This is a genomic window from Pandoraea cepalis (genome assembly GCF_902459625.1).
GTDB classification, from domain to species: Bacteria; Pseudomonadota; Gammaproteobacteria; order Burkholderiales; family Burkholderiaceae; genus Pandoraea; species Pandoraea cepalis.
The window spans coordinates 225,700-249,907 of record NZ_CABPRY010000001.1; the positions used below are offsets into that span (position 1 = coordinate 225,700).

Below are 24,208 nucleotides of genomic sequence, written 5' to 3' on the forward strand. Positions count from 1 at the left end.
GGATCAGGGGGCAAAGGTATCACGCGAAGAGTCGCAGCAGCGCATTGCGCGCATGACGGATCAGGTCGGTTTCGTCGGCGCGTCCGGGCAGCAGGTGGAATTCCGCGCGCGGCAGCGGCGGCAGACCGAGCGACGGCGGACACACCACGAGATCGGGCGTGAGTGCCGATTCATTCAGGCACGAAATCCCCAGCCCCGCGCCGAGCGCCAACTGCATGCCGGCCACGCCCGCCGCCGAGTGGGAGATGCGATAGGCCACGTTATGCCGCTCCAGTACTGTGAGTACGAGGCTTTGCAGCGTGCATGCCGGCGGCATTGTCACCAGCGGCAGCGGATCACCGAGGGGCTCGGCCAACGTCGACGACATCGCCCACACGAGCCGCTCGCGGCGCACCAGCGTGCCCGGCGTTCTGTAGCCCAGCGCCTTCGCGCCCTTGCCGATATCCTCGTTCATCAGACGCAACACCAACCCTACGTCGAAGTGTTCACCGGTCAGGGCGGTGCGCTCGATCTGCGCGCTTTGCATGGCGCTCACATGCAGTCGCAGGCGCGGGTAAAGGCTCGTGAATCGCTTGAGCACGCGGCCGACATCGTGCGGACGGTAATAGTCAGTGATGGCAATGCGCAACTCGCCGTCGAGCAGCACGCCCTGCAGATCCTCGAACGCCGCCTCGGACAGTGCCGAGATCTGCCGCGCATAGGTGAGCAACCGCGTGCCCGCCGGGGTCGGACGCATGCCTTTGCGCGATCGCACCAGCAACGGCTGACCGGCGCGCGCCTCGAGCTTCTGAAGTTGCTCGCTGACCGTCGATTGCGACAGGAAGATCTGCTCCGCTGCCGCCGAAATGCTGCCGGCGTCGTGGATGGCGATAAACGTGCGCAACTGTGTGAGGTCGAAGGCGCGGGGGTTCATGGTGGCTCTCGCGATGATGATCCGGAAAACACGATACACGGCATCGAATTTTCCCGCTTTTCCGATGCAATGTCTATCCGTAGGATGCGGTTCATGGTGGCCCGAACTGTGCATTGGCACCCGTCGGACGCCGCGATTCCCCCCTCTTCCCTTATGAGCCGTGTGCCTGCGGGCCGCGCACTGTCACACATGAACGAACGTCTGTGTACCGCTCCCGCCACGGCCCGTCGGATGGCCCTGGCATCGAATGCCTCGACGCCCCCCCGCAAATTGGGCCGCAACCACCGCTGGAAGGTGCTGGGGGTTGGCGTGGCCGCCAATGCCAGCTTTGCCGCTGCGATGGGCGGCATTCCCGCCACCGCAGTGCAAATGCGCAGTGCCTACGCCCTGGCCAATAGCGATCTCGGCATCGTGCTCGGCATGATCGGGCTGGGCATCGCCGTCTCCGAACTGCCGTGGGGCATGCTCACCGACCGCTGGGGCGACCGGCGCGTGCTGCTTGTCGGATTGATGGTGACGGCGTTCGCGCTTGTTGGCCTGGCGTTCTGGGGCGTGCCGACGGCGCATTTCGTCCCGTCGATGCCGATGCTTGCGGCGGGGATGCTGGCGATCGGCGTGCTCGGCGGCAGCGTCAATGGATCGAGCGGGCGCGCCATCATGCGCTGGTTCCACGATCGCGAGCGAGGGCTGGCGATGAGTGTGCGGCAATGCGCCGTGCCGCTCGGCGGCGGCGTGGGCGCGCTGGCGTTGCCCGGCGCGGCGCAGCACTTCGGCTTCGAGGCCGTCTTCGGCGGGCTGGCTTTGGCGTCTTTCGCTGCCGCCGTCGTGGCGTGGCGGTGGCTGCTCGAACCGCCGGAGGAACCGCAGGAGCGCGCGAGCAAGACGGCGCGCGGGGATGCCGTCGCCGACGGACTTCCGGCGCCAAGCTACTCGCCGTTGCGCGACGCACGCTTGCTGAGCACGGCGCTGGGGATGGCGGTGCTTGCCATGCCGCAGATCGCGGTGCTGACGTTCGGGACGGTGTTTCTGCATGACGTTGCGCACGCCAGCGTCGCGACCATCTCGCTGACGCTCGGCGCGGTGCAGGCCGGCGCCGCGATCACACGGGTGTGGAGCGGGCGTTTCACCGACAAGCGCCGCAACCGTCCGCAATATCTGCGCGTTTGCGCGATGGCGGTGGGGGCGGTGTTTGCCTTGCTGGCGCTGCTCGTGACGGCGCTGACGCATCGCCCGGAATGGCTGGCGCATGGCACGCCGTGGATGATCGCGCTGCTGATTGCAGGGGGTGTGGTGGCGTCGGCGTGGCACGGGGTGGCGTTCACCGAGTTGGCCACCCTGGCGGGGGCGTCGCGTGCGGGAACGGCGCTCGGCATCGGCAACACCGGTGTGTTCCTGACGATGTTCCTCACGCCGCTCGCGATTCCGCTGCTGCTGTCGATTGGCGGCTGGGGACTGGTGTGGGCCGGGGGGCTCGTGTGTGCCGCGCTGGCATGGCCGCTCTTTGTCTGGTCGCATCGCGGCCTGGCGCGGGCTTGATCGCTACCGCAGCCCGAGGCGCCAGACCCCAAGCGTGTTACGTCTGGAAAGCGCGAAGGTGTGAATGGGCACGAAGGGCGCGCAGCCCATTCGGCACGGTTGACCTGCTACGGCAGACGCACGTTCGCCACGAGAAAGTCGAGGAACGCCCGCACCCGTGCGGGCAAATGACCGCCCTGCCCTACATACACCGCATGCACGGGCTCCAGATCGCCCGGGTTGTAATCGTCGAGCACGGTGACCAGCCGGCCGGCGCGCAGATCGTCGTCGACGTGGTAGCGCGAATGGCGCGCCAGCCCCAGCCCCTGGACCGCGAGCTTGCGCATGATCTCGCCGTCGCTCACGACCATATTGCCGACCTGCGGATAGTGCGTGATGCCGCCGGCGCCATCGAGAAATGGCCAACCCTGCACCTGACGGTCGAAATTGAACGCCATGACGTTGTGGTGGATCAAGTCGGCCGGCGTGCGCAGCGGGCCGTTGCGGGCGAGATAGTCGGGCGACGCCACCACGTGCAAGCGGCTTTCGCCGAGCTTGCGAGCGACTAGCCGGGAATCACGAAGCGGGCCGGCCCGGACGGCGACGTCGGCGCGTTGCTCCAGCAGATCGACGACCGTGTCGGTGAGTGTCAGATCGAGACGGATCTCGGGGTATTGCGCGAGAAACGCCGGAATGACGGGCAGCAGATAGTGTGAGCCGATCGGTACGCTGGAATTCACCCGCAGCAGCCCGCGCGGCACCGCACCCGCCGCCGCTTCGCGCTCTGCGGCTTCGATGTCGGCCAGCACGCGCATCGCCCGCTCGTGAAAGGCCGTGCCCTCGGGGGTGAGTTGCAGGCGGCGCGTCGAACGATTGAACAAGCGGGCACCCAGACGCGCCTCGAGCCGCGCAATCAGCTTGCTCACGGCGGACGGCGTCATATGCAGCGCGCGCGCCGCCGCCGAGAAGCCGCCGAGCTCGACCACACGCGAGAAAACTTCCATATCGCCGGAGCGATTGACGTCCTGTCGACCCATCGGCGGTGTCCTCCGGCGTTCCTGCGAAAGGGGATGCGGGGTGTTGTGACATCAAGTCACAAATCATGTTCCTTCGCGCAGTCTATTTCACCAATGCGAGCGCGTCTATATTCCGCACATTGGTGTATCGCCATTCCCTGAGTGGCCTGACCTTCCTTAATCCCGAGACAGGAGTCTTTCGTGCCCATCGCTCTCTACGCCCTGACCGCCGGTGCCTTTGGCATTGGCGTGACGGAATTCGTCATCATGGGTCTGCTGCTCAACGTCGGCGCCGATTTCGGCGTCTCGATCGCGGCCGCCGGCCTGCTGATCTCCGGTTATGCCCTGGGTGTCGTGGTCGGCGCCCCGCTCATGACCACGGTCACTGCCCGCTGGCCGCGCAAGACCGTTCTGCTGGTGCTCATGGCGATCTTCACCATCGGTAATGCCGCCTGTGCACTGGCGCCGAGCTATGCGGCGCTGATGGCCGCCCGCGTGCTGACGTCGTTCGCGCACGGCACGTTCTTCGGCGTCGGTTCGGTGGTCGCCACAGGCCTCGTGTCGCGCGAGCGCCGAGCGTCGGCCATCGCCGTGATGTTCACGGGGCTGACCGTCGCCAATATTCTCGGCGTGCCCTTCGGTACTTGGCTGGGGCAGCACTTCGGCTGGCGCGCGAGCTTCTGGGCGGTGACGCTGATCGGTGCGCTCGCGTTTCTCGTGATCGCCGGGTTCGTGCCGAAGATCGCCGCGCCTAAGGATGCGGGTGACTGGCGGGCGGATATGCGGGCGCTGGCACGCCGTCCCGTGCTGCTCGGATTGCTCACGACGGTGCTCGGCTGGGTGGGCGTGTTCGGCGTGTTCACGTACATCGCCCCGCTGTTGACCGAAGTGACCGGTTTTGCCGAGCGCGCGGTCTCACCGATTCTGTTGATCTTCGGTGGCGGTCTGGTCGTCGGCAACCTGCTGGGCGGCAAGTTGGCGGATCGTCGCGTGGTGCCGACAGTGCTCGGCAGCCTGCTGATGCTCGCCGTGGCGCTGGGGCTGATGACGTTCGCGTTGCACTCGCGCTGGCTGGCCATCGTCTTCGTGGCCCTGCTCGGCGCAACCGCCTTCGCGACGGTCGCGCCGCTGCAACTGTGGGTGATGGAAAAGGCCTCGGGGGCGGGGGAAAGCCTGGCGTCGAGCTTCAACATCGCCGCGTTCAACCTCGGCAACGCCATCGGCGCGTGGCTCGGCGGCTTCGTCATTGAACACGGTCCCGGGCTGACGGCCGTGCCTTGGGTGGCTGCGCTCGCGCCGCTGGCGGGCGTGGGCGTGGCGCTGCTTAGCCTGCGTCTGGATCGTCGCGACGCAATGCTATCCGTCGTGCCGAACTGCGAAACGCCCGCGTTGTGATCCACGCGCGGGCCTGACGCGAGTGCGTCAGGCCATGACCCCCAGAATCACACTGGCGGCCGCGAACGCGGCCGTCGCGCCGACACCCACCGTCAACCCGCGAGCGGTCAACGTGTCATGCGGCATCACGGCGGCGAGCCGGCTGCCGCCGGGCAACGCCAGAATGACTTCGGCCTGTCCCGCGTCGTCGGCGATGGCGTCCACCGTGCCTGAAAGGCGGTTCGCGGTGGCCAAACCCGCGAGATCGGCGCCGCGCGCGATTTCGATCCACGGGGCCTTGATAAGTGCGAACGCATCGCTGCCGGTCGCCAGCCCCAGCGTCTGCGTGCTGTGGTGCGTGAGCGACGCCGTGATCGCTTCACCGCCGGGCAACGTGAGCGTCACTTCGTCATTCACGCCGCAGCGCCGAATCGCGGTGACCGTGCCGTGCAACTGATTGCGTGCACTGGTCTGCAGTCCCAGCCGCGCGATGATGGGCCACTGCTCGTCGAAATGTTCCAGATCGGTCGCCACGCGCGCGAGGAATTGCCGTTGCGCCACCTCCACCGCCCGGAACGCCGCCACGAGCTTCGCGCCGCGTGCGGTGAGACGGGTGCCACCACCGCCACGACCGCCCGTGCTGCGCGCCACCAGCGGTTCGCCGGCGAGCTGGTTCATCGCATCCACGGCATCCCATGCGGCCTTGTAACTCATGCCGGCGGCTTTCGCGGCGGCCGTGATCGACCCGTGCGCGGCGATCTGTTCGAGCAACGCAATTCTGGCGTGACCGCCAAGCGACGCATTGCCACGATGCACCCAAAGCGATCCGCTCACTTGCAGCGCATCGTCCAGCCCATGATGTGAAACCCCGTTAGGCGTTGAAGGTGGTTCGGAAACCATAAGGATGTTTTCTATTGGACTTGGCAGGTAAGCGCATTGTAGAGGGCCGGCGGACCTGCGAACACCGACGCCGGACACGGAAGTGTTGCCGCGTGCCAACGAAGCCGACGCCGGATTTTTCATTGGGGGACGAATGGGGGACGTTGCTCCTCTACATTGAATTTCGCCGCATGCCGCCCCCTGGCCGGTGAGTCGCGCGTCAGGCCGAAGTCCACGTCTGATGCGGGTCCACCGGGAATGCGACGGTTGTCGAAGTGCCTACTCACCTGACACAACAGAAACGGGGTGAAATGATGCGCGTCAGGAATATCAAGGAAACGGTTGACGGGGCTCGATACTATCGTCTGGTTCGCATGTTGCCCAACGGCAAGCGGCATCAGATGCAAATTTCTTTCTCCGCAGGTGAAATGCGCTTCAGACATTTTGTCGCGCGACGGTTGTGGTTGCTGCGTGCCGAAATGCGTGACAGCACACGGGCGGCCGCCATGCCCACGCCACGCAGCAACATGCCGCAATTGGTCTTCTGACCGGGTTGCGGCGTGAGGCAAGCGCCGGGCCGATGGTCGTCACCGGTCGGGCGCTTTCGGTACGCGCCAGGGCAATGAGCGTTTAGCCTGCCTTGAGCGGCGTGAGTGGCACGACGCTCGCCGATGCCGAGTTCACCGACGCCGGGCCTCTGCCCGCGTGGGCTATCGCAAACTGTACCAACTCGTCGAACGCGATCGGACGCGCGAACAGATATCCCTGGGCGTAGGTGACGTTGCGTTCGCGCAGATAACTCGCCTGCATCTCGTTTTCGACGCCCTCCGCCACGATTGTCATGTCCAGCCGCTCGGCCAGATGGATGATGGAATCGCAGATATTGCGCGTGACCGTATCGTCTTCGGTAACGGGCAGGAACTCCTTGTCGATCTTCAGATAATTGAAGTCGTAGCGCTTCAGATAGCCGATGGAGTTGTTTTCGGCACCGAAGTCGTCTAACGCCGTTTCCACGCCGTGACGCTGGAGTTCCGCCATCACATGGCGCGCCGCCGCGGTGTCGCGAATCACATAACGCTCGGTGATTTCCGCGATCATCGGATACGTCTCGTTGAGCGAACCGTATAGACGTTCGATGTCGTGCACGATGGTCGTGTCGCGCAAATGCCGCTCCGCAAGATTGACCGCAATGTGAAACCCCTGCGGCAGCGCGCCTCGGGAGACGTCGTTGCGAATCTGCTTCAGCAGCGAACGGGTGAGTTCGATGATCAGGCCGTTGCTTTCCGCGATCGGGATGAAGGCGTCGGGGCGCACGAGGCCGGCCTCAGGGTGATGCCAGCGCATCAGCGCTTCGGCCCCGGCGCAGCGGCCCGTGGCCAACTCCATCACCGGCTGGTAGTAGACCTTGAACTCATTGCGTTTGATGCCCAGCGCGATTTTCCGCCGCATGAACTGGGCCGGGCCGAGATGGCGGAACGTCAGGATGCCGAGCAAAATCGAGATCGCCACGCCGAATGCCAGAAAGATCGGCGCCTGCGTGGCGATCAATGAGCGCGTCAGGGTGGCGCTGCCGGCAAGCGACGTCGAGAAATGGTCCGAGTCGAGCGTGACCTGAGCCCCGCGGGTGGCGATGCCGACGGATTCGAGCCGCGGGCCTTCGGACGTCAGCGACACTTTCCCGATGGTCATCGCCGTCCAGGCAAGCTCGTTGGTCTTGACGCTATGCAACGACTCGGTGAGATACACGCTGTCAATGAAGCCCAGGACACCGTCGGTGGCCGACGTCGGGATGAACAATGCCAGTGCGGGGGAATTGCGCACATAGGGCGTGCTGTCGACAAACATTTCGGGCGTGCCGGTCAGCAACGGCACGAGTTCGGCCGGCAAGGGCATTTCGATGGCCTCGTCGGAGCGAATCACCGACGAGCAATACATCTTCCCGTGGGAGACGAGCCAGATGGAACGGAAGTAGGGGCTGAGCGTGCCCGTGGCCTGCAACGAGCTGTTGACCTCGCCGCAAGCGCGGCCGACCCAGGGGGCGGCGCCCTTGAGGGTGTCCTCGGCCGTACCGACAATGCGCTCGAGTGCCGCGCGCTGTCGTTGCGCTTCTCGTTGCAGGAACGCCTGCGACATGTGATGAACGCGCAGCCAGCCAAGGATCAGGACGACAAAGAGCGTGACCGTCACGACGAGCCCGGTCACCAGCCACTGCACGACTCTGGAGTGTTGAATCATGTTCTGCTGCCAACCAAGGAAGGAGGGGGCCCTTTCGTGTGCTTCATGTTGCACGGCACAACTCGTCAATCGACTCTACACGAATCCCTGACGGTCACCAACGCCCGATAAACCCGCACGAGCCGTTGGCGACGTGTGCCCGACATGGGCCCGGCGGATGTCCGGTGGGCGGTTCAAGGCCACCGGCAAACGTCTTTTATCGGTCTTTGTGAGACGTACCGCGGCGGGCCGGATGGCGGAATCGCGACAAAAGTTGGCGTAACCGCAATTTACGCATGCTCTACACTTCACATATTAGATTTCCGGCAAAAAATAGGCCAAGTCCCAAAGTCAGGTCTATTTGCACGAAAACGGCCGGAAGCGTGCTGATTTCCTGAAGCTTTTGACGTCAAATCCCCCTCCCATGTCGAGCCAACCTGTCACGTCCCTTCCCGGCGCCCCCTCGCCGGCCGCCAAAGGCACCGCGTTCCGTGTGCTGTCCGCGATCAGCTTCTCCCATTTGCTCAACGACATGATCCAGTCGTTGATCCTGGCCATCTATCCGCTGCTCAAGGCGAGTTTCGACCTGAGTTTCGCGCAGGTCGGTCTGATTACGCTGACCTACCAGGTCACGGCGTCGTTGCTGCAGCCCGTCGTAGGCCTATACACCGACAAACATCCGAAGCCGTATTCCTTGCCGGTCGGCATGGGCTTTACGCTGGCTGGCCTGCTGTTGCTGGCTGTCGCGCCGAATTTCGGCATGCTGCTCGTGGCCGCCGCGCTGGTCGGCATGGGCTCGTCCGTGTTCCACCCCGAGTCGTCGCGCGTGGCGCGCATGGCCTCGGGCGGACGCCACGGCCTGGCGCAATCGTTCTTCCAGGTCGGTGGCAATGTCGGTTCGTCACTCGGCCCGCTGCTTGCGGCACTTATCATTGCGCCGCACGGCCGTGGCAGCGTGGCGTGGTTTTCCGTGGCGGCGCTCGTCGCGATCTTCGTGCTGTTCCACGTCAGTCGCTGGTACGCCGGGCAGCGCGCCGCAAGCAAGGGCAAACCGGCCGCGCGCCGAGGCGGGCACGCCCACCTGTCGCGCGGCAAGGTGATGTTCGCCATCGGCATTCTGCTGGTGCTGATCTTCTCGAAGTACTTCTATCTCGCGAGCATCAGCAGCTACTTCACGTTCTATCTGATCAGCAAGTTCCATGTGTCGGTGCAAAGCGCCCAGGTGCACCTGTTCGTATTCCTGTTCGCCGTGGCGGCGGGCACGATGATCGGCGGACCGCTGGGCGACAAGATCGGTCGCAAGTATGTGATCTGGGGGTCGATCCTGGGGGCGGCGCCCTTCACGCTGATGCTGCCGTATGCGGACCTGTTCTGGACCGGCATCCTGACGGTGGTGATCGGCTTGATTCTGGCGTCGGCGTTCTCGGCGATTCTCGTCTACGCGCAGGAGTTGATTCCGGGCAAGGTCGGAACGGTGTCGGGGTTGTTCTTCGGCTTCGCATTCGGGATGGGTGGCGTGGGCGCGGCCGTGCTCGGACAACTGGCCGACTCGACGAGTATCGACTTTGTCTACCACGTCTGTGCCTATTTGCCGCTGCTCGGGATCGTGACGATCCTGTTGCCCGACGTCGAAGGCCACAAGAAGATGGCGGCGGCCTGAGGCGGCTGTCGGCACGATTCACCCGTGCCCTGCGCACGGGGGCGCAATGAAAAACCGCTGGTCCCGAAAATCTCGGGCCAGCGGTTTTTTGTCTGGAGGACGACTGAATGCTTACTGAGCGCCGCGCTTTTGCAGTTCCCATTGGCCGTTCTCGCCCTTTTTGCAGGTCGGCAGCTTGAGGGTGACTTCCTGCCCCTTTGCGCCGAGGACCACGATCAGGTCGCGGCAGGTACGGGTGTCGTCCTTCTGGGTGTTGGTCGGCGTGAGTTGCGCTGTAATGGCCACGGGGTTGCCGGTGCCCTTGTTGCTCCAGTCGACGGTTTCGTTGTCCTGCTGATGGGACAGCACGTTGCTGGCCGCTTTGGCGAGCGACGCATTGTCGGCCTTGTGCAGATAGGCCAGCGGCGAGTTGCTCATGAAGAGAAGGTTGGAGGCGGCAAACGCCGGCGCGGCCATGGTGGCACCGACGACGAGCGCCGTGCCAAGCCCGAACGAGCGGGCAAGCGACAGACGGAAAGGCGACATTCGGAGTCCTTGAGAGTGTCGACAGGGAGACGGATCCTGCGCAACGCCGCGTCGGGTCTTGCGCCGACGCCTTCGCCGCAGGCGAGCGCATCGATCATAAAATAAACCGGGGACGGCGTCATCCTGTGCGTCATCGGCGCGCGAGTGCTTTCACGACATCGGCGACCTGCTCGAGCGCGGCCTTGAGCACGGCGTCGCTCTGCGGCGTACCCAGCGCGATGCGGATGGCGGCGGGCGCCGTCTGCCCGGGCGCAGCGAACGCGTCGACAGGCGTCACCGCAATCCCCCGCATTTGCAGGGCCGCAACGACGTCGTCGCAGCGTGTCGGCGCGGGCACGGGCAACAACTGGTGAAACGCCCCGACATACCCCGTAGCGCCAAGGCCCGCGAAGCAGGCCTGCGCGATGGCCTGACGCCGCGCCGCCAACGCGCGCTTGCGCGTCGTCCAGCGATCGATCGTGCCGTCGCCGAGCCAGCGCGACGCCAATTGCGCCATCAACGGCGCCGCACTCCAGGCGCTCGCCCGCATTGCCGCGTGCACACGTGGCAGCAAGGCGGGCGGCGCAACCAGATAGGCGATACGCAGGCCCGGCGCGCCCGGCTTGGAGAGACTGCAAACCTCAACCGTACGCTCGGGCGCGAGCAGGCGAAGGGCGGGCGGGGCGTCGGCGACGAGAAAGCCGTAGGCGCTGTCGTCCACCAGCAGCAGATCGTGACGCCGCGCTACCTCCACTAGCGCCCGCCGCTGTGCGAGCGGCATCACAGCCCCCAGCGGGTTATGCAGCGTGGGCATCGTGTAGACGAGGCGCAAACGTCCCGCAAGCGCGCGACACGCCGTATCGAGTGCCCCCGGATCGAGCCCACCCGGTGTCATCGACACGGCAACGAGTGGAATATCACGCAAGGCCGCGAGCGCTTTCCAGCCGGGATACGTCAGGGCTTCGACGGCTACCGGCTCCCCCGCGCGACACAGCGCCAACTGCAGAACGTCAAGCGCGTGCTGGCCTCCGGCACAAACGACGATCTCATCGGGCGAGACGGGCGTGCCGTCGCGCCGGGATAGCCATTGCGCCGCCGCTCGCCGATCGGACGGATGCCCGTCGTGTGGCGTGTGGGCGAGCAAGGCGCTCAGATCGCCTGCCGCGGCCGTTTCTCGCAGTGCTTGACGCAACGCGTCGGTCTGCTCGGGCAAGACCGGATAGTTGAACGCCAGATCGACACCGCCGATCGCGCCCGGCGCGGGGGCCCATTGCGCGAACGCCGCCGCCGCGCCGACGGCGGGCGAGCGCACGAACGTGCCGCGCCCCACTTCGCCGACGGCTAGACCACGTCGCGCGAGTTCGGTGTAAATCCGTGTAACGGTGGAGATGGCAAGTCCGTGCGCATCGGCGTAATCGCGTTGCGGTGGCAGTCGGGCGCCCGATGCGAGTTCGCCGCCCGCAATGGCTTCGGCGAGACGTTCGACGTGTTCGAGAAAGCGGGCAGGGGCAGCCATGCGAAGCGCGGGGACGGAAATTGATATCAGGACAATTCAATAATTGCACTGGATTCGCGAGCTGGCAATACTTGAAGCCATACCGCGTCCTCCTTGGCCATTTACGGTCGCTTCATTGTTGGCTCACTGCATGTCTCATTCCTCGATCTCAGTCGACACAGACCCTCGCCAGTCACCTCAAATAACGCCGCGCTGGGCGATTCCGTTGCTGGCGCTACAGTTATTCGTCGTCACGTTCGCCGTGAATCTGCAAGCGCCGCTGGTGCCGCACTATGCCGCGGCAAGCGGGCACGGCGCGGGGGCGCAGGCGCTTGCCTTCGCGTGCTATGTCGGCGCGCTCGTGCCGACATTGCTGTTTCTCGCGGGATTGTCCGATCGTGTGGGGCACCGCGTGCCGTTGGCCATCGCGTTGCTGCTTGGTCTGGCAGGCACGGCGCTGACGCTGCACTGGCCGACACTCGTCGCACTTGGCGGCACAAGGGCGTGTTACGGACTGGCGACGGGACTCGTGGCGGGCAGCGGCACCGCGTACATGACCGAGCTATATGGCGCACGCGAAGACGCGGCCACGCGCGGGGCGGCGCTTGTCGCGGCGGCCACATCGCTGGGCTTTGGCACTGGCGCGCTCCTCACCGGCGTGTGCCTCGTGGCGGCACCGTCGACGCTGCCGCCCGTGAGTCTGTGGGCGTATCTGCCGTTCGCCTTTGTGGCGGCCGTTGCGGTGGCGGCGCTGCCCGCGCCGGTGCGTCATCGGAGCACATCGTGGTTGCGCTGGCCGGTGCTTGCGCCCGGCACCGTCCCGCTGGGCGTGGCGATACTACTCGCGTGGGCTGCGGTGGGCGTCGTCATCGGCGTGGTGCCAGCGGCGCTGGCCGCGCGCGGGCACGAGGCGTGGGCGGGATTTGCCACGTTTTTCGTGATCTCGACGGGATTGTTGTTTCAACCTGCCGCGCGACGCATGGCACCCGTGCAGGCGGTGCGCGCCGGACTTTTGCTCGTGCCGCTCGGCTTCGTGGTGCTGTCGTTCGGGGTGGGTTACGCGAATTTGCCCGTATTGCTGGCCGGTGCGGCGATCGCCAGTTCGGCGTGCTACGGCTTCACTTATCTGGGCGGGTTGGCGGCGGTCAATGCGGCGGTCGCGCCGGCCATGCGCGCACGTGCGGTGGCGGGGTACTTCCTGTTCGCGTACTTCGGCTTCTCGGTGCCGGTGGTCACGATTGGCTGGCTCGCGGACCACGTGGGCATGCTCGTCGCCTTGGCCCTGTTGGCTGCGGCGTTGATCGCGGGCAGCGCCGCGCTCGCGGTGACGCTACGCCGCCCGGCCGCTACGCTCACGCGTCCCGTTTGACGCGGGTGCCGCTTGCCGCGCTTCCCTCACTGCCCGTCGGGCTGACGTAAGCGCCAGTGCCGTGCAACTGGTCTTCGGCCAGTTCCAGGGCGCGCACCGCCCCGCGTCCCTTGCGGGCGAGCAGCATTTCCACGAGCGTCTCGACGACGGCGATCCCGGCGGTGATCGACGGAAAGAACGACGGACTCTCATGCGAGAACAGCACCGTCGCATCGGCGTCGAGGGCGAGCGGCGAGACCGTGGAGTCGGTGAGCGCGAGCACACGCGCCCCCGCCGCCCGTGCCGCTCGCGCAACGATCAGCGCTTCGTTCGAATACGGGGCGAAGCTGATGACGACCACCACATCGCGTGCCGAGAGCGCACGCAACTCCATCTCGAGCGTGCCGGCCTCGCCGCGAATCAAATGCACCGTCGGCCGGAACAGCCGATAGATGTATTGGAACGTGAACGCGATGGGAAAGCACGCCCGGAAGCCGGCGACATGCACGGTGCCCGCATTGGCAAGCAAATCGACGGCCGCTCCCAGCGACGCATTCGCGCCCGCTTCGGTCAGGTCGAGATTGTTGTGCTGCACGCGGAACATCTCGGGCACCATGCGGGCGGCATCGCCCTCACGGATGACCTGACGAGCGCGACTCGCATAGGGCTGCGGCCCAAGCCGGATCGATTCGAGAAACAGTTCGCGCAGGCCGTGCCAACCGTCGAAGCCGAGATGCTGCGCGAGTCGCACGAAGGTGGCCGGCTGCACGCCCGCCTCGGCGGCAATCGCACGCATGGAGCTGATCGGAACACGCTGCGGGTGGTCGAGCAAGAAACGCGCGCCCGCCTGAAATTGCGGGCTGAGCTGGGGATAGCGCGCGCGCAGCAACGTGTTGAGCTGTTCGAGCGTCTGCGGCAACGCGGGAGCTTCAGGCATAGGGGATGGCAACACGGCGACGAAGTAATGTAACGATTGTTGCATGAAATGCCCCGACCACGCACGCGCTTTCCCCCGTGGGCCCGGCCGATGCGTAACCGTCGGGCAAGTTCAGGCGATTGAGTAAAATGTTGCGACAACAAAACGAGTGAAACATATGTTGCAAAAACGGCGCAATGCCCCTACACTGAGCCCCATCGTTCGCGTAAATGGGTGGCTGGGCGGTCATCGCGCGACGCGCCATCTTTCCGTCAGAGGTTCAGGCATGACTCATGTGTTTCACCGCAACCCGCGCCAAACCTTGCCCGTCGCGGTCGGCGGCCAGGGCATCGAGCTGATCGACAGCACGGGCCAGCGTTATCTCGACGCGTGCGGCGGCGCCGCCGTCTCATGTCTGGGACACGGTCACCCGCGCGTGATCGAGGCGATGCAGCAGCAGGCGGCGCAACTGGCTTACGCGCATACCTCGTTCTTCACGACGGAAGTCGCCGAGCAATTGGCCGACACGCTGGCCGCGAGCGCGCCCGGCGATTTGAATCACGTGTATTTCGTCAGTGGCGGATCGGAGGGGGTGGAGGCGGCGCTCAAGCTGGCGCGGCAGTACTTCGTGGAGATCGGCCAGCCGCAGCGTCAGTACTTCATTGCGCGTCGTCAGAGCTATCACGGCAACACCCTTGGCGCGCTGGCCATCGGCGGTAACGCGTGGCGGCGTGAGCCGTTCCTGCCGCTGCTGGTGCCGGCCCACCACGTTTCGCCCTGCTTCGCGTATCGCGAGCGGCTTGAGGGCGAGGGTGATGCAGTGTATGTCCAGCGTCTGGCCGACGAACTCGAAGCGAAAATCCTCGAACTCGGTGCCGATCGGGTGATCGCGTTTGTTGCGGAAACCGTGGTGGGTGCGACGGCGGGCGCGGTGCCGCCGGTGGGCGACTATTTCAAACGCATTCGCGCCGTGTGTGACAAGTACGGCGTGCTGCTGCTGCTCGATGAAGTGATGTCGGGCATGGGGCGCACGGGCTACCTGTTCGCGTGCGAGGAAGACGGCGTGGTGCCGGACATTCTCGTCATCGCCAAGGGGCTGGGCGCTGGCTATCAGCCGATCGGGGCGATGCTGTGCACCGATAAAATCTTCGATGCCGTGGTCGGCGGCTCCGGATTCTTCCAGCATGGTCATACGTATCTGGGACACGCGATGGCCTGCGCGGCGGCGTTGGCCGTGCAGCGCACGATTGCCGAGGAGCATCTGCTGGAGAACGTGCAAGCGCGTGGCGAGCAACTGCGGGCGCGCCTGCGCGAAGTCTTCGCCGATCACCCTAACGTGGGTGATGTGCGTGGCCGGGGGCTGTTCGTCGGTGTCGAATTCGTCGCCGACCGTGCGACCAGGCAGACACTCCCGACGGCCGACAAGATGCACGCACGGCTCAAGGCGGCGGCCAAGGCGCGCGGTTTGCTGATCTACCCGATGGGGGGCACGGTCGATGGCGTGCATGGCGATCACGCGTTGATCGCACCGCCGTTCATCTGTCAGCCGGCGGACATCGACCGCATCGTGGAACGGTTGGCGTTGGCGGTGGCCGATGTCACCGGCGTGATGACGGGAGGCGCACGATGACCGGTACGACACGCGCTTTCGCGCTGGCCGTCGCGCCCAACGGCGCCCGCCGCACGCACGTCGATCATCGTGCGCTGCCCATGACGCCGAAGGAACTCGGCGCGTGCGCGAAGGCGTGTCTGGAGGCGGGCGCGGCGATGATTCACCTGCACGTTCGCAAGGCTGATGGCACGCACAGCCTCGAGGTGCCGGATTACATCGCCGGCATCGACGCGGTGCAACGTGCCGTGGGCAACGAACTCGTACTGCAAGTGACGACCGAGGCAGTCGGCTGTTATACCCCCGAGCAACAGATCGCGACGGTGCGTGCCTTGCATCCCGAAGCGATTTCGGTGGCGTTGCGCGAAGTGCTGCCCGACGCCGCGCATGCGCCCGCGGCCGAAGCGTTCTTCGCCTGGCTCTGGCAAGCCGGGATCACGACGCAGTACATCCTGTACGACACCGAGGACGTGGCGCACTACTGGCGCTTGCGAGCGAACGGGGCAATCCGTCCGGGCCGTCATTGGGTCTTGTTCGTACTGGGCCGGTACAGCAAGGGGCAGTTGTCGTCGCCGTCGGACCTGCTACCGTTTCTCGCGGCCTGGCAGACGGGGGCACAAGCGCTGGGCGAGGCGACCACGGCCACACCGTGGGCGATGTGCGCGTTCGGACCGCGCGAGGCCGAGTGCGCGCTGGCGGCCGTGTTGCATGGGGGCCACGCCCGGATCGGCTTCGAAAACAATCTCCACCTGCCGGATGGCAGCACCTCGCCCGACAACGCGGCGTCGCTTCGCGCGTTGACGTCGGCCGCGATGCCACTGGCGCTCGTGCCCATGACGGCCGACGCCCTTCGCGACCTGACCCGCTGAATGGCCGTGGCGGGCACCGCCGCGGGTGCCCGGACCGCCTCAATTCAGAAATAAACCCAAATACAAGGTCTGACCGACGTTGCCCGACCGGGCCGCTGTAATAGAATCGGCGTAACCTCAAACAGGCCCGCGTCGCCCCTTCCCCGGCACCGGGTATGCACAACGAACGGGAGCGCGGCGTGAAACACTGGTCGATCCGACATCGCATTCTGGCCAGTTTTGGCCTGATCATCGCCTTGATGGCCCTCATGGCCGGCATCGCCTTTACGCGGCTGATGGCCATCCAGCAGGAGGCGATCAGCGTGGAGACCGACTCCACGCCCGGCCTGTACTACAGCACGATGCTGCGCGGCGCCTGGTTCGAGAGCTTCCAGATGCTTCAGCAGGTCGTGTCCGTCGACGACAACGACAAGGCCCGAGCGAGCGATCTCGATGTGCTTCGCGCCGCCAATGGCAAGATCGACGAATGGCTCAAGGACTACGGCACCACGGTCAACCGCGACATCGATCGCGTCCAGTACGACGAAGTGCGCAGCGTGCGCCAGCAGTATGGCAGCGTCAGCAATCAGGTGCTCAAGCTGGTCGCCGACGGTCAGATCGCCGCGGCGCGTTCGATGGTGTCGGAGCAGCTTTACCCCGAATGGGGCCGTGGGCGCACGGCGATCCAGCATCTCATCGATACGAACAAGACCTTTGCCGACGAGTCGACTCACAACATCAGCCAGTCCGTGATCGCGGCCAAAGCGACCTTGCTCATCACGCTGGCCGTGGCGCTTGCCTGCGCCTTGTTAGCCGGCTGGCTGCTGTTCCGGGCCATCAGCGTACCGCTTGCGAGTGTCATGCAGATTCTGGAAGTGATGCGCTCGGGCGATCTGACGCAGCGTCTCGATCTGGAACGGCGCGACGAATTCGGTGCGCTGGAGGCGGGCTTCAACCGGATGACGGATGAACTCACGGGGCTGGTCGGACAGGCGCAGAAGTCGGCGTTGCAGGTAACGACGTCGGTGACCGAGATTGCCGCCACGTCGCGTCAGCAGCAAGCCACGGCCTCGGAGACGGCGGCGACGACGACGGAAATCGGCGCGACCTCGCGCGAGATCTTCGCTACGTCGCGTGATCTGGCGCGCACCATGACCGAGGTCGCGGGCGTGGCCGAACACGCGGCGTCGCTGGCGGGCACGGGGCACGTTGGCCTCACGCGCATGGAGGACGCCATGCGTCACGTCGTGGAGGCGGCGGGGTCGGTCAACGGCAAGCTCGGCATCCTCAACGAGAAGGCGGGCAACATCAATCAAGTCGTCACCACGATCACGAAGGTGGCCGACCAGACCAACCTGCTCTCGCTCAATGCGGCCATCGAGGCCGAAAAGGCGGGCGAGTACGGACGCGGCTTTGCCGTGGTGGCGACCGAGATCCGGCGGCTGGCCGACCAGACGGCGGTGGCCACCTACGACATCGAACAGATGATCAAGGAGATTCAATCGGCCGTGTCGGCCGGGGTGATGGGCATGGACAAGTTCACCGAGGAGGTGCGGCGCGGCATGGACGAGATGCGTCAGGTCGGCGATCAGCTCGCGCAGATCATCGCGCAGGTGCAAACGCTCTCGCCGCGCTTCCAGGTCGTCAACGAAGGCATGCAGGCGCAGGCGACCGGGGCCGAGCAGATCAATCAGGCGCTGGTGCAACTCTCCGAGGCGGCGCAGCAGACCGCCGAATCGCTGCAGCAATCGAGTCAGGCCATCGAAGAACTCAATCACGTCGCCAACGGACTCAAGAGCGGCGTCTCGCGCTTCAAGGTGCAGACGCTGCCGCCCGTGGGGCTGGCGTGAAGTAACGCGCCACTACGTCATTCGCGGACCTCGCCATGTTGTTCCTGCGTTTCGCCATCGCGACCGATCACTACGTCATCGAAGCCAGTCAGGTGGCTGAGGTGCTGCCGTGGCTCGCGCTCAAGCACCTGCCTGCCGCGCCGGCGTGGGTGGCCGGGGCCTTCAGCTATCGTGGCGAGCCGGTGCCCGTTATCGATCTGACGCGGCTGGCCACGGGGGTGAGCGCGCCCGAGCGCCGATCCACGCGTCTGGTGCTCGTGCATTACCCGGCGCCCGGTCCCAATGCGCGCCGTCTCGGGGTGCGCGTCGAGCGCGCGACCGACACGTTGCGCGCCGACGCTTCGGCGTTCCAATCGAGCGGTGTCGATCTGCCCGAAGGCCGTTACCTCGGCCCCGTGCTCGACACCGACGACGGTCTCGTGCAGTGGGTGCGAATCGATCAACTGTTGACCGACGAGGCGCGCGCGCTGCTCTTCGACGCCGCGCGCGACGCGTTGGCCGAGACACCGGAGGCGTCGTCATGAGCCGTGTCCACGACATCGAACGCCTGCTGCGCGAGACCATGGGGCTCGACGCGCAAACGCTCGGTGCGCATGCCATCGAGCGTGCCGTGCGCACGCGGCTCGCCGCGCTCCCACCCGAGATGCAAGACGCGCCCGCGTATTCGCAATACTGGCAATGGCTGCAGCAGTCGCCGCAGGAGCTTCAGGCGTTGATCGAAGCGGTCGTCGTGCCCGAGACCTGGTTCTTCCGGCATCGCGAGGCGTTCACGGTGCTGGCGCAACTGGCGCGCGACGAACGGGCCACGCGACGCGGCACGGTGCGTGAAGGCCAGCCGCTGCGGCTGTTGAGCCTGCCGTGTGCCACGGGCGAGGAACCCTACTCGATGGCCATGGCGATGTTCGACGCGGGGTTCGGTGCCAGCGATTTCACCGTCGACGCGCTCGATATCAGTGAACGTGGACTTGCCCTCGCGCGTGAGGGGCGCTACGGCCGCAACTCGTTTCGCGGCCCGCCCGAATCGCTGTCGTTTCGCGAGCGCTTTTTCACGCCGGATGACGACGGCTATCGCGTCATCGGGGCGCTGAGCACGCAGGTGCGCTGGCACGCGGGCAATCTGTTCGATGCCACGCTGGTCGATCGGCTGGGCACGTTCGACTTCGTGTTCTTCCGCAACGTGCTGATCTACTTCGATCGCGACGGGCAGCGCCGGGCGATCGCCGCGCTCGAACGCCTCATGCGCATGGGCGCGACCCTCTTCGCCGGGCCGGCGGAAGGCGGCACATTGACCAGCAATGGCTTGACGTCGACCGGACACGTGCAGGCGTTCGCGTTTCGCGTCGCGGGGCCGGTGCGCGACGTGGTGCCACCACCCGCCGGCGTGTCGCGCATTGCGGGAACGCTTGATCCGTTCAACGCGATGCCGCCGGTGAGTGCCGTCGACGCCGTGGCGCAGCGACGCGCCGAAGGTCGGCTCGTGGCCCATGCCGGTCTCTCGGGCTCGCCGGTCCCGTTGCAGGCGAGGCAGAACGTTGTGGCGAAGCCGCCCGGAGCGCTTCGCGCCGCTGCTGCGTCCGCTACCGCTGCTGCCGCTGCGACCAATACCGCTGCCGTCGATGCGCAACTCGAACAAGCGCGCGTGGCGGCCGACGCGGGCGATTTTGTGCGCGCCGTCGCATTGTGCCGCACCGTGCTTGCGACCGATCGCGCGAACGCGCAAGCCGAGTATCTGCTCGGCTTGGTCGAAGACGCGCGGGGCGATGCCCAGGGCGCACTCGTCCATTATCGTCGTGCGCTGTATCTCGACCCGGGACATTACGAAGCGCTTGTGCATTGCGCGGCACAACTCGACGCGCGCGGCGATGCCGCCGGCGCGCGTCGTCTGCTCGAACGTGCTGAACGTGCCGAACGCACGAATGCCACCCAACGCAAGACGACAACGTCGAGCGCATCGCCTGACAACGTGCCGCGTCACGGGACCCGACATCGATGACAAATCGCGACTTCGTGCATGAGGCCGATTCGGTGTCCGACGCACGCCACCCGAATTCCCAAGCGCCCTCGCACGCCGGTGCGTTGCATCGGCAGGCGGCCGAGCTGCTCGATCGTCTGCCGGTCGTGCCCGTTGACCCGGCCCCGTGGCGCGCGGTGGTGGGTCGCGAGGCGGCGGCGCGCGGCACGCCGCTGTTGCTCTTCCGTCTGGGCGACGAATGGCTCGCGCTACCGGCGTCGGCCATTGAATCCGTGGCGCCGATGTGCGGCTGGCATTCGGTGCCGGGACACCGTCAACCCGCCTGCCTCGGATTGGTCAACCTGCGCGGCGCGCTCGTGCCATGCGTGTCCTTGGAAGCCCTGCTCGGCGTGCAACCGGCCCCGCGCGCCGAGACGGCCCCGTCGAATACGTTGCGCGCGAGTGCGTCGCGCCTGCTGGCGCTGCGTCACGGTCACCATTTGAGCGCGTTTCCCGTGGCCGAGGTGCATGGCACGGTCACGCCTGCACGCGAAGCGCTCGGCGCGGTGCCCTCGACGGCGTTCGGTGCGAGCGACGGCCTGGCGGTCGCCGTGTTGCCCTGGCGCGAGCACGTTGTCGGTGTGCTGGATCCGTTACGTGTGGGTGCGGCATTCGACAGGAGCCTCGCATGAGCGACGACCTGCACGACGCCACGCTGCTCGATCTATTCCGCATGGAAACGCAGACGCAGGCGCAAGTGCTCGGCGACGGATTGCTGGCGCTCGAGCGCGCGCCGACCGACGCGTCGCGGCTCGAAGCCTGCATGCGGGCCGCGCATTCGCTCAAGGGGGCGGCGCGTATCGTGGGCGTCGACGCCGGCGTGGCGCTCGCCCACGTGCTCGAAGATGCCTTCGTCGCGGCACAGCGAGGCGCCCTTCTGCTCGACGCAACGCTCATCGACCGCCTGCTGCAGGGTGTCGATCTGCTCATGCGTCTGGCGCATCCGCCGGGCCGCGATCCGAACTGGGCGCAGGGCGCGGGCAAAGCGGAAATCGACGCCTTCGTCACGTCGTTCACCGGGCAGCTCGCCACGTTGACGAGTGATGCGATGCAGACGCCCGCCGATGCCACCCTCGTGAGCGCCGCGATGCCCATGCCGTCGGCCGAACCCACGGCATTCGATTACGCCAGTTACGGCATGCCGACGTCGGCGACGCCGCCCGCGCCCGACGCCATGACGATCGCCGCGCACGTATCGCCGGCGTCGCCGGCCCCGCCCGGCGCGCCCGAGCCCTACGAAGTGCGCGACAACCACGACACGACCAACGACAGTGACGTCGCTGACCCCGCGTCACGCGCGTTGCGTGTGTCGGCGGACAATCTGAACCGACTGCTGCGACTCTCCAGCGAGGGGTTGGTGGCGTCGCGCTGGACGCAGCCGTTCGCGCAGTCGTTGCAGCGGCTCAAGCGTCATCAGCATGAGGCGGGCGATGCATTGGACCGCGTGAGTTCGGCGCTTGCGCAAGTGGTGGATCGTTCCGATGAAGACCGTCAGGTGTTGCTCGCGGCGCTGGCCGATCTGCGGCGCGCACTGAGCGTCGGCGGGCAGTTGTTGGCCGAGCAGATGCACGAGCTGGACGAGTTCGACCGGCGCTCGACGCAACTGTCGCAGCGGCTGTACGACGAAGCGCTCGCGTGCCGGATGCGTCCGCTCGACGACCGGCTGGGCGGATTTGCGCGCATGGTGCGCGACCTGGGGCGCTCGCTCGGCAAACCGGCGCGGCTGGAGATTCGTGGCGCGCATACGCCGGTCGATCGCGACATTCTCGATCAGCTTGAAGCGCCACTCGGCCATTTGCTGCGCAACGCCGTCGACCACGGATTGGAGCGCCCAGCCGAGCGCGCGGCGGCGGGCAAGCCGGCCGAGGGCGTCATCACGCTCAGCGCGCGGCACAGCGCGGGGCTGTTGCTTGTGAGCGTTGCGGACGACGGTGCGGGCATCGATCTCGAACGCGTGCGACGGGCGGTGGTCGCGCGCGGGCTGGCCACACCGGACACGGCACAGCGGCTCGACGACAACGAGCTGCTCGAATTCCTGATGCTGCCTGGTTTCACGCTGCGCGATACGGTGACGGACGTCTCCGGACGCGGCGTTGGACTTGACGCGGTGCGGGCGATGGTGGCGACGGTGCGTGGCACCGTGCGCATCGAGCACACGCCGGGGCGCGGCACGAAAGTCATTCTGCAGTTGCCGCTCACGCTCTCCGTGGTGCGCAGCCTGCTCGTGGAGATCGCGGGCGAGCCGTATGCGTTGCCGCTCGCGAACCTGTCGCGCACGCTGGCGCTCCCGCAAGAGCACATTGCTGTGCTCGAAGGGCGTCCGCACTTCACGCTCGATGGCAAGCAGATCGGACTCGTGAGCGCGCAGCAAGTCCTGTGCGGCGGTGCGCCGGTCGCGGTGGCGGGGGATCAACCGGTGGTCGTGTTCGGCGACGGCGACGCGCGTTACGGGCTGGCCGTCGACAAGTTCCTGGGCGAGCGCATGCTCGTCGTGCAACCGCTCGACACCCGGCTCGGCAAGGTACCCAACATTGCCGCCGGGGCGCTCACGGAAGACGGCGCCCCGTTGCTCATCATCGATACGGCCGATCTGGTGCGCTCCATTGCCAAGGCGGTGGAGCTGGGGTCGCTCGAACGGGTGCCGGTGCGCGCCGCCCAAACGAGCGGACGTGCCAGCAAGCGCGTGCTCGTCGTCGACGATTCGTTGACCGTGCGCGAACTCGAACGCAAACTGCTGGCGGCGCGAGGCTACGAGGTGCGCGTCGCCGTCGACGGTATGGACGGTTGGAATGCCGTGCGCAGCGAGACGTTCGATATGGTGATTACCGACGTCGACATGCCACGCATGGACGGCGTGGAGCTGGTCACGCTCATCAAGCGCGACGCGCGCACGGCAGCGTTGCCGGTCATGATCGTGTCTTACAAGGATCGTGAGGAGGATCGACAGCGCGGACTCGATGCCGGCGCCGATTATTACCTCGCGAAAGGCAGTTTTCACGACGACGCGTTGTTGCGCGCCGTGGTGGACCTCATCGGGGAGCCGGGGTCATGAGGATTGGGATCGTCAACGATTCGAGCATCGCCGTCGAGGCGCTGCGTCGCACGCTCGCGCAACGCCCGGGGTTCGACGTGGCATGGGTGGCGCATGATGGGGCACAGGCGGTGTCGATGTGCACGCCCACCCCGCCGGACCTCGTGCTGATGGATCTCGTCATGCCCGTGATGGACGGCGTGGCGGCCACGCGTGAGATCATGCGACGCTCGCCCTGTCCGATTCTCATCGTGACGTCGGACGTGGGGCATCATGCGAGTCTGGTGTTCGATGCGATGGGCGCCGGTGCGCTGGATGCCGTCGATACGCCGGTGCTGGGCAGTGCGGATCGGGCGCGGCCGGCATCGTCGCTGCTGGCGAAGATCGAGGCCATCGCGGCCCAGCAGGCCGACGCGCGCCGGCCGGCGCCGAGCGCCGCACCGCGCGCGCCCGCGAGAGCCGACGCGCTGGTCGCCATCGGGGCGTCCGCCGGAGGGCCTGCGGCGCTCGCAACGTTGCTGGGGCGTTTGCCGGTGAACTTCGGCGCGGGCGTGGTCGTCGTACAGCACGTGGACGAAGCGTTTGCCCCGGGCATGGCGGACTGGCTCGATCAGCAAACGCCGCTCACCGTGCGTTTGGCGCGAGCGGGCGAGCGTCCGAGCGCCGGCGTGGTGCTGCTCGCGGGCGGCAATCGCCATCTGCGCGTGGACGCGGGTGGGCGGTGCGCGTTTGCCGACGAGCCGACGGACGCGGTGTATCGTCCGTCCATCGACGTCTTCCTGCAAAGCGTGGCCGAGAACTGGCGCGCGCGCGCGGTGGGCGTGCTGCTCACCGGCATGGGCCGCGACGGCGCGGCCGGGCTCGGCGCCATGCGCGCGCAGGGCTTTATCACCATTGCGCAGGATCGCGAGACGAGTGCGGTGTATGGCATGCCCAAAGCGGCGGCAGAGGCCGGTGCGGCGTCGCAGATTCTGCCGCTGGCGAGCATTGCGCCGCAACTGGTGACGCTATTTGGAACGGTATGA

The 24,208-nt window shown here is 66.4% G+C and carries 20 protein-coding genes; 13 read left to right on the forward strand and 7 right to left on the reverse strand.

Going from position 1 to position 24,208, the window contains the following annotated elements; genetic code table 11:
- Positions 1-19: 19 nt before the first annotated feature.
- A complete protein-coding gene (locus tag PCE31107_RS00965; RefSeq protein ID WP_150605940.1) occupies positions 20-913 on the reverse strand; it encodes a LysR family transcriptional regulator in 894 nt (297 codons plus the stop codon).
- A gap of 231 nt (positions 914-1,144) precedes the next feature.
- Here PCE31107_RS00965 and PCE31107_RS00970 point away from each other — a divergent pair, with 231 nt between their 5' ends.
- Positions 1,145-2,449 (forward strand): MFS transporter, encoded by a 1,305-nt coding sequence (locus tag PCE31107_RS00970; RefSeq protein WP_150606828.1) that lies wholly within the window; start codon positions 1,145-1,147, stop codon positions 2,447-2,449.
- Positions 2,450-2,556: 107 nt separating this feature from the next.
- On the opposite strand, the gene PCE31107_RS00975 is transcribed toward PCE31107_RS00970, so the two are convergent.
- On the reverse strand, positions 2,557-3,465 hold the full coding sequence (locus PCE31107_RS00975) for a LysR family transcriptional regulator (protein WP_150605942.1): 909 nt from the start codon (positions 3,463-3,465) through the stop codon (positions 2,557-2,559).
- 180 nt (positions 3,466-3,645) lie between these two features.
- Between PCE31107_RS00975 and PCE31107_RS00980 the strand changes: the two genes are divergently transcribed.
- On the forward strand, positions 3,646-4,839 hold the full coding sequence (locus PCE31107_RS00980; RefSeq protein WP_150605944.1) for an MFS transporter: 1,194 nt from the start codon (positions 3,646-3,648) through the stop codon (positions 4,837-4,839).
- 27 nt (positions 4,840-4,866) lie between these two features.
- Here PCE31107_RS00980 and PCE31107_RS00985 read toward each other — a convergent pair whose 3' ends face one another.
- Positions 4,867-5,718, reverse strand: coding sequence for a TOBE domain-containing protein (locus PCE31107_RS00985; protein WP_150561976.1), 852 nt, complete (start codon positions 5,716-5,718; stop codon positions 4,867-4,869).
- A gap of 254 nt (positions 5,719-5,972) precedes the next feature.
- Here PCE31107_RS00985 and PCE31107_RS00990 point away from each other — a divergent pair, with 254 nt between their 5' ends.
- Positions 5,973-6,245 carry a hypothetical protein gene (locus PCE31107_RS00990; protein ID WP_150605946.1) on the forward strand — a complete coding sequence of 91 codons (273 nt, stop codon included), beginning with the start codon at positions 5,973-5,975 and terminating at the stop codon, positions 6,243-6,245.
- Positions 6,246-6,327: 82 nt separating this feature from the next.
- On the opposite strand, the gene PCE31107_RS00995 is transcribed toward PCE31107_RS00990, so the two are convergent.
- Positions 6,328-7,932: an EAL domain-containing protein gene (locus tag PCE31107_RS00995; RefSeq protein WP_130024467.1), complete on the reverse strand. Its 1,605-nt coding sequence runs from the start codon at positions 7,930-7,932 to the stop codon at positions 6,328-6,330.
- A gap of 403 nt (positions 7,933-8,335) precedes the next feature.
- Between PCE31107_RS00995 and PCE31107_RS01000 the strand changes: the two genes are divergently transcribed.
- Positions 8,336-9,571, forward strand: coding sequence for an MFS transporter (locus tag PCE31107_RS01000; RefSeq protein ID WP_150605948.1), 1,236 nt, complete (start codon positions 8,336-8,338; stop codon positions 9,569-9,571).
- A gap of 111 nt (positions 9,572-9,682) precedes the next feature.
- On the opposite strand, the gene PCE31107_RS01005 is transcribed toward PCE31107_RS01000, so the two are convergent.
- On the reverse strand, positions 9,683-10,096 hold the full coding sequence (locus PCE31107_RS01005; protein WP_130024468.1) for an RT0821/Lpp0805 family surface protein: 414 nt from the start codon (positions 10,094-10,096) through the stop codon (positions 9,683-9,685).
- A 130-nt stretch (positions 10,097-10,226) separates the two neighbouring features.
- Complete coding sequence (locus tag PCE31107_RS01010; RefSeq protein ID WP_150605950.1) at positions 10,227-11,591, reverse strand: aminotransferase-like domain-containing protein; 1,365 nt, start codon at positions 11,589-11,591, stop codon at positions 10,227-10,229.
- Between the two features lie 130 nt (positions 11,592-11,721).
- Between PCE31107_RS01010 and PCE31107_RS01015 the strand changes: the two genes are divergently transcribed.
- A complete protein-coding gene (locus PCE31107_RS01015) occupies positions 11,722-12,939 on the forward strand; it encodes an MFS transporter (protein WP_217425175.1) in 1,218 nt (405 codons plus the stop codon).
- Here PCE31107_RS01015 and PCE31107_RS01020 read toward each other — a convergent pair.
- Positions 12,923-13,855 carry a MurR/RpiR family transcriptional regulator gene (locus PCE31107_RS01020; RefSeq protein WP_150606832.1) on the reverse strand — a complete coding sequence of 311 codons (933 nt, stop codon included), beginning with the start codon at positions 13,853-13,855 and terminating at the stop codon, positions 12,923-12,925. The two genes, PCE31107_RS01015 and PCE31107_RS01020, sit on opposite strands and share 17 nt — an antisense overlap.
- A 265-nt stretch (positions 13,856-14,120) precedes the next feature.
- On the opposite strand from PCE31107_RS01020, the gene PCE31107_RS01025 reads away from it, so the two are divergent.
- The 8 genes from PCE31107_RS01025 to cheB all read left to right on the forward strand — a co-directional run bounded on the left by PCE31107_RS01025 (position 14,121) and on the right by cheB (position 24,208).
- Entirely contained in the window at positions 14,121-15,464 is a 1,344-nt protein-coding gene (locus PCE31107_RS01025) for an aspartate aminotransferase family protein (protein WP_150605952.1), read from the forward strand.
- Positions 15,461-16,312, forward strand: coding sequence for a beta-keto acid cleavage family enzyme (locus PCE31107_RS01030; RefSeq protein ID WP_150605954.1), 852 nt, complete (start codon positions 15,461-15,463; stop codon positions 16,310-16,312). Before PCE31107_RS01025 ends, PCE31107_RS01030 begins: the two co-directional genes overlap by 4 nt.
- Positions 16,313-16,467: 155 nt before the next feature.
- The gene (locus PCE31107_RS01035; RefSeq protein ID WP_281352545.1) at positions 16,468-18,141 is read left to right on the forward strand and encodes a methyl-accepting chemotaxis protein; all 1,674 of its coding nucleotides are present in this window, start codon (positions 16,468-16,470) and stop codon (positions 18,139-18,141) included.
- A gap of 35 nt (positions 18,142-18,176) precedes the next feature.
- Positions 18,177-18,665, forward strand: a complete 489-nt coding sequence (locus PCE31107_RS01040; RefSeq protein ID WP_150605956.1) for a chemotaxis protein CheW — start codon at positions 18,177-18,179, stop codon at positions 18,663-18,665.
- Complete coding sequence (locus tag PCE31107_RS01045) at positions 18,662-20,134, forward strand: CheR family methyltransferase (RefSeq protein WP_150605958.1); 1,473 nt, start codon at positions 18,662-18,664, stop codon at positions 20,132-20,134. Before PCE31107_RS01040 ends, PCE31107_RS01045 begins: the two co-directional genes overlap by 4 nt.
- Positions 20,131-20,784: a chemotaxis protein CheW gene (locus PCE31107_RS01050; protein WP_150605960.1), complete on the forward strand. Its 654-nt coding sequence runs from the start codon at positions 20,131-20,133 to the stop codon at positions 20,782-20,784. Before PCE31107_RS01045 ends, PCE31107_RS01050 begins: the two co-directional genes overlap by 4 nt.
- Complete coding sequence (locus PCE31107_RS01055; RefSeq protein ID WP_150605962.1) at positions 20,781-23,204, forward strand: hybrid sensor histidine kinase/response regulator; 2,424 nt, start codon at positions 20,781-20,783, stop codon at positions 23,202-23,204. The genes PCE31107_RS01050 and PCE31107_RS01055 overlap by 4 nt, the downstream gene beginning before the upstream one ends.
- On the forward strand, positions 23,201-24,208 hold the full coding sequence (cheB, locus tag PCE31107_RS01060; protein WP_130024475.1) for a chemotaxis response regulator protein-glutamate methylesterase: 1,008 nt from the start codon (positions 23,201-23,203) through the stop codon (positions 24,206-24,208). Before PCE31107_RS01055 ends, cheB begins: the two co-directional genes overlap by 4 nt.